Source organism: Candidatus Methanodesulfokora washburnensis (assembly GCF_003947435.1).
Classification (GTDB): domain Archaea; phylum Korarchaeota; class Korarchaeia; order Korarchaeales; family Korarchaeaceae; genus Methanodesulfokora; species Methanodesulfokora washburnensis.
The window spans coordinates 1-5,948 of sequence record NZ_RCOS01000040.1 but is presented as its reverse complement, the minus strand read 5'-3'; the positions used below and the strand labels follow the sequence as shown (position 1 = coordinate 5,948).

At 41.2% G+C, this 5,948-nt stretch carries 8 protein-coding genes; 3 read left to right on the top strand and 5 right to left on the bottom strand.

Translation table 11 applies throughout. The features are described from left to right. Positions 1–1,016, top strand: a 1,016-nt coding sequence (locus tag D6D85_RS16015; protein ID WP_161969648.1) for a hypothetical protein, incomplete at its 5' end; no start/stop codon positions are given. Here the strand turns inward: D6D85_RS16015 and D6D85_RS02800 are convergent. From D6D85_RS02800 to D6D85_RS02785, 4 genes are all read right to left on the bottom strand, one after another. Further along, a complete protein-coding gene (locus D6D85_RS02800) occupies positions 962–1,285 on the bottom strand; it encodes a hypothetical protein (protein ID WP_125670560.1) in 324 nt (107 codons plus the stop codon). The genes D6D85_RS16015 and D6D85_RS02800 overlap by 55 nt on opposite strands. 11 nt (positions 1,286–1,296) lie before the next feature. After that, positions 1,297–1,644, bottom strand: a complete 348-nt coding sequence (locus tag D6D85_RS02795) for a hypothetical protein (RefSeq protein WP_125670559.1) — start codon at positions 1,642–1,644, stop codon at positions 1,297–1,299. A gap of 70 nt (positions 1,645–1,714) precedes the next feature. Beyond that, on the bottom strand, positions 1,715–2,203 hold the full coding sequence (locus D6D85_RS02790; protein WP_237558728.1) for a hypothetical protein: 489 nt from the start codon (positions 2,201–2,203) through the stop codon (positions 1,715–1,717). A gap of 461 nt (positions 2,204–2,664) precedes the next feature. Next, positions 2,665–2,847 carry a hypothetical protein gene (locus D6D85_RS02785; RefSeq protein WP_125670558.1) on the bottom strand — a complete coding sequence of 61 codons (183 nt, stop codon included), beginning with the start codon at positions 2,845–2,847 and terminating at the stop codon, positions 2,665–2,667. Between the two features lie 90 nt (positions 2,848–2,937). Here D6D85_RS02785 and D6D85_RS02780 point away from each other — a divergent pair, with 90 nt between their 5' ends. Then, positions 2,938–4,245: a hypothetical protein gene (locus D6D85_RS02780; RefSeq protein ID WP_125670557.1), complete on the top strand. Its 1,308-nt coding sequence runs from the start codon at positions 2,938–2,940 to the stop codon at positions 4,243–4,245. Positions 4,246–4,318: 73 nt separating this feature from the next. Further along, positions 4,319–4,600, top strand: coding sequence for a hypothetical protein (locus tag D6D85_RS02775; protein ID WP_125670556.1), 282 nt, complete (start codon positions 4,319–4,321; stop codon positions 4,598–4,600). Positions 4,601–5,752: 1,152 nt separating this feature from the next. Here the strand turns inward: D6D85_RS02775 and D6D85_RS16010 are convergent. Further along, a partial coding sequence (locus tag D6D85_RS16010) for a hypothetical protein (protein WP_161969647.1) occupies positions 5,753–5,948 on the bottom strand: 196 nt, incomplete at its 5' end.

Sequence of the window (5,948 nt, the reverse complement as noted above, 5' to 3'; positions counted from 1 at the left end):
TCGGCTCGGGGCTTTGGTGGACGAACAATGTCAGGTGGAGGACCTACCTTCTGACAGCCCAGCCAATCGGGAATGTATACCCATTTGTCCTCGGGGAAGAGCCATACTTTGCAGCATGCTCGAATAAGCCCATCAACTTGGGCCTTTCCACCATCCCGGGGGAGATATATGTCTACAGGAGCGATGAAAGCCTCAGGGTTGTGCAGCAGTTCAGCGGCGACAGATCTCTTCCTGAGGACTATGATTGGGGTTACCTAGATGGATACATAAAGGACTGGCTATACTTCTTGGCTGAAACAAGCCCTGTTAGCTTCACCCTCATTCCTAGAGGTTTTCTCTGGATGCCTGCAAGCCAGCACAGTCAGGATCTCTTGAACATGACGCTCCTCATTCCAGGTAAAGAGGGAGGGACTTTGAGGGTTTACTTTGGCACAAGCCCGGCAAACCCGAACAGCATCGTATCGATACTGATAGCAAACAGCACAGGAGTTTACTACTATGATGTCAAGAGAATAGGGATATACAGTCCCCATTATGTCCAGTCCCTTGTCCAGAGCAAGCTTCCAGCGATAAGCGGCGGCCGCTTATACGCAAAATATGCCCAGCTTGTCTACATTGATGGATACCTATGGATCGTTCCCATTTATGCCCTGACATCTGTAACTACTCTGTGGGGAATGGCTGTGGTGAATGCGACAAACCCGCAGCAGGTGCAGATATACCAGTACAGCCCTTCTTATGGAGCTTACACAGATTTTCTCAGGGCTGTTTTCAGCATAAAGCTCTCTTCTCAGGAGAACATGACATGTAGAGTTGTAGAGGGGATAATATATCAGAAAATGGAGTTCGTCTACAGAGGAAATACATATTTGGCTCTGACGGTGGGAAATGCGACATATTATGCAACGCCTGACATGGGCTTGAGGGACTTCCTGAAACTTCTGGCTGCCAGAACAGGAGATTATATCAAGCTTTGCGTCTCAGATGACAGAATAGTCCGTGTTGTGAAGGGATAGCTTATCTTCTGTTTTTCCCTTTTAAGCCTGAAAATCCACATCAGGACTATTAGAAGAACGAAGAGAAAAGGTGGAGGAATTTTCATGAGAAGCTCTAAGGGAAAGAGGGCCATTGTGAGGACTGAGCTGTAGAAAACACTGCAGCACAGCGGGCTCAGGATTTTCCTTCTCCTCTCCGGGGCACTTGAGATTATTATTCGATCCCCTTCATCCCTTATCTTGGCCTTTGTCCCTGCCAATAGGAGAAATGCGTAGAGATCAGCGCCCATCCCTATCGAGTTTACCAGATAACGGAGAGAAAGAAAGAGGATGGTTTTATGAGAGGGATGAGCTGGAGGAATGAAGGCATTACCATCACAAGGATGTAGCGGGATGATCCAATATCCTCTATCTTGATGCTGGGCGGGATGAGCACAGGTCTGAACTTCATCCTCCAGATCAGGAGAGGGATTGAGTGCATGAGCTCGTGCAGGAGGACAACGGAGACTATGGATGCAAGGATGAGAAGGGGATCGATGCATACAGGAAAGCCCAGAAGAAGGGATAGGAGGATCCAGAGGATCATGCTGATGATGCATGAGCCATATACCTGTTCTCTTTCCTTCCTCAGGTCTATCGTGATTTCCATCAAGATCTATCCCAAAAAAGCAGTTAAGCCTGCTATATAATCTCCAAAATCACTAGGACTGCCCCAGACCCTACTCGCTTACCTTCAGAGGGGTCAGATCCTTTTCCCACCTTAATATCCATATATTGTTGTTTTTAGCGGCCTCCACAGCATCAGGAACAGCATAATCAGTATATATGACTTTTATAACTTTCTTTCTGAGAAGATCAGACCTCTTGCGTTTTATAAGCTCAACTTTATCCAGAAGCTCGTCCACCAGATTGGTTCCAAGCCTGACAGTGGCTTCACCTATAACGCATAGATCTTTGTTTGCACCATATATATTTATCTCCATTGAGTCGACGAAAACTCTATCTAACTCCATATCCACGTTCAGATCCTGTTTTATCCTGTGCTTTATCACGCTCCTGGCCTCATCCTCAACTGTTAAAGTGAGCCTTTCAAGAGTGGAGGACATCCTGCTTATGCTGATATGAATCCCCTTTATTTCCTCCCATAGCTTATTTTGACCCTCCCAAAGCTTTGTCATGTTCTCCTCAAGGCTTTCAAGCCTCTTCAAACATCCCAGAAATTCCCAGGTAGCCTGCAACTGCATATCTGAACTCGAGATCCTTCTCAAGAAGATCAAGCATCTCCTTCCTCAGCCTGCTGGAAGCCCTAGCCATCGCTTAATAGACATACTACAATATAAAAATTTTTTGCGGTTTATGAAATGCTTGAACTCGGTCTGATCGCATGAACCCTGTCATCAGACTTTTCTGAGGCATTTTCATTCTAAGGCTGGGAAAAGCATGTTCAAGCAAGGTTCATCCTAGCAGTTCGCCATAGCTCCTTCTCATAAATCGGCTAAAGATTAGTTTTGCTCTACTTCTACCATTGCAATATGCTTCATAATCCCTACATTAAAAGACGGGAGAAAACGATGATAAAAAGTGTTTCTTGTTATGGCCCTCCAGCACCTGCTAATCTCTCCTCCATTGTTATTTGTTCACATCCTTCGCCACAACTTTTCTTAAGAACTCATGCTTCTCCTTTCTCAGCGGATTGAGCTGCTGATATGACCCTCGCTATTTCAGACTTGACAATATTCACCTTCCCCTCCTTAATGAGCTTTTTCATGGCCAGAAGGTCGAGGATAAGGAAATTTGCTGATATAACAGCTGATTTAAGGTCATCAAAGGCCCTTGAGAGATCTTTCCTCATCCCCCTGTACTGTTCATCCTAGTGTTCAGCATACTATTAGTGAAGAGCATTTTTATATCCTAATACCCGGCTATCACCAAGATGTGTGCTTTGGAATTTGATGATGAGGTTATCTCACAAATCAAAAGGGAAGCTACAATTCTGAAGTCCATGATAGATGAGATAGAGGATGAATTTCGAAGAAAAGGCAAGCAACCTATTCCAAACCAATCATGGTATATAAGAGATAGCAGCCTTCTCTTCAATGCTGAGAAGTATGCTGCTGAAGTACATTCAAAGCTCTACTCACAGATGAGAAAAATTATTCGCCTTCTTCAAAAGCGTTTTCCATGGGCTCCCATAGATGAATCCATTCTATATAATAGTGATTTGTGCCGAACTGTATCTTATAATGTTAGACCATCTGGTTCTTCTTATGTTTCATTCGACACAAATGAATGCTGTTTTCCATTCAGAGATTTGATGGATCCGTATAAACAAGACGAATTTCTAGAAGAGCTTTTTAAACCTGTTTATGTATGTATAGCACGAGTACTACAGACTACAACAATGAATTTGGATCCATCAAGCTCATATCTAAAGGAATATGACCCGATTGTGCTTAGTGAAGCGTTGAGGATGGCTGAGAATAAAAAGTGGATTGTTAAAAAGGATAGATCTTATTTAATTTCTGAAAGGCCAATCTTTGTTATTAAATGTCCGGTATGCAGTGAAAAAGTTTATGCACATGAGGATAACTGCCCAAAATGTGGCTTTTATATACCGAATTTGGCATTGCGAACCAAGGTACGCCTTGAAGTACCGGCATCGTGGTATAAATATGATGAACAACGAAAAAAGTGGGTCGCTTTTTTCAAATATAACAGGTCTTTAGGAAGTGAAAATCGTATAACATTAGGCACAATAGCTTGGGAAGAATATGAGCTTTTCACAATACTCATATGTGATAAGGTTATAATGGCACTTGAAGAAGCTCAGATCATCCACCATCTTCCAGATGAGTATTATGCTACTCATTACACTTCCTTTCTAAGATATTCATCTACTGGCCATATGGAAACCTACGCTATATATGCTTCATCTCCTCAAGAATTAAAGCAAATAATCACAGACATAATGAATCGATTAAAACTTGAAGCAAATAGAGAATATGACAAAGGGAAAAAGCTCGTGAATTCGCCAATTCCAAGAGAAAAGTTTATTCAGGAATTCCTTAGCCAAATACAACAGTGCTTCATTCCTGCTCTCGACAAGCACCCAGTATTGATGCTTGAAAACATAGCGAGGCAGGATGAAGAGAAGACTAGTATGACAAAAATGTTCGAATGGCTTGAAGATCAGATCAGAAAAGTTAGCGATTTTATTGTAGAAGTTGAAAAACCGACTAAAGAGATATAGTCTTTATTTTTGAACTAAGTAAAGTAAAACAAAGCAGAAAATTTATCTAGAGGAAAGATACCATTATTTTCATGTGAACGTAGATGAGAAGCTTGAGCTTTTGGGCTTCGAGAGCGATGGAATAGAGGTGGAGAGGTGGGGAAAGCTTAGGATTAAGCTCAAAGCAAATGGACCAACTACGGTAAGTGTTGAGCTGTCCGGTGATGTTGACTGGCTTAACCCGGGTGTGATAGAGCTCTCAGGGGAATCATTTATCGAAGTTCCGATGAAGCCTAGGAGCTGTGATGAGATACCAGTAAAGGTTACAGTTAATGGTGAGAAACAAAGCATATCGAAAAAGAAATTGAGGAAGTAGATAGAGAAGGGGGAAGTAGAGGAAGGAAGAAGAGAAGTATAGAAACATTAAAGATTGGAGCGAGTTCAAAAAAATTACTAGCTCAACAACCTCAGCCATTCACGCTAGGTGATCTCTATAGTTATTTGTTACAAAGAATAAAGTCGGGAGGAAAACCAGAAGATATCGCCAAAAAACTCATAGGAAGAGATGTTGTAAAAGGTTAAAAAAAGGAAAAATTACAGATTACTACATAAGTACACTAGGAGAAATATATATCACTGTAAATTTTGGAGGTATGCGACTCGCATACTCTCTTAAAGACTTAGAGAAGTATGCACAAAAATCTCGAAAGTACTAGTTCCTGTAATACTTTTCTTGATATTAATACCTACTTTTTTCTTTTTTATCTTCTCCTTCTACTACATCGTTTTTCTTATTTTCTTCTAACTTAAATTATTATCTTTTGTTACTCTTTTTTCTTATTTTATTGATTTTCATACTTAGGTCTCTTCTTGCAAAAAAGAAGAAAACTTTTAAAAACAACAATTTAACTATAACCCATCTTCTGAATTATACTCCGAATTATTCCTTGCCATGTAGCTCTCTTATTTTTTAATTTGTTGTATTTGGAGGAAAGCTCTCTCGAGCTCGTGACGAGCATATACACCAGAAATCCTTCAAGCGGCCTTGCAGACAGCTACTGATGCTAACCATGATGTGCCTGAAATCCTTCCAATAGCAGCGGCTTATTGCCTGAAGATGGGATAAAGAGAATGGAAGACCTCCTGCAGATATAGCTAATTACAGAATAGACCCAGAAGCTGTATGCGACTACCTCCTGAGTCTTTCAGATCAATCGGAAGAAGCAAGCATAAAAATAAGCTCTCTAATGGAACCCTAGGATAATTTAATTAGTTAGAAGATTCTCTACGGTAGCAAGAGGGAAAAATATAAGCTTTTATGAGGAAGAGCAGCAGGATGACAAAAGTAGCTACTATTGCGAGAAGAATTGCCCTGTCACAATATAGCAACACCTGTGCCTGTTCTGTTTCCATCCCCTTTGCTAGCAAACCTTCAGAGAGGCTCTGCTGATTATCCTGAATTAGTCCAATAGAAAGATATAAAAATTATGCAAAATTAAAAATAGAAAAGTGCTGCAAAAACTTTTGTCTATTCGCTCAGCAAGATCCTTAACATCTCCTCTTCCTCATCCTCTGATTTTATAGGTTTCTCCTCCACCTTTTTGAGGTTTAGAACCACACCTTCCAGTCTATCCTTTCCCCTGACGATCATAGGTCCAATCACAACCTCTGCATCCTCCTCATGCATTCTAACTGAGTTGTACTCAAGATTGCCCTTCTTTGCA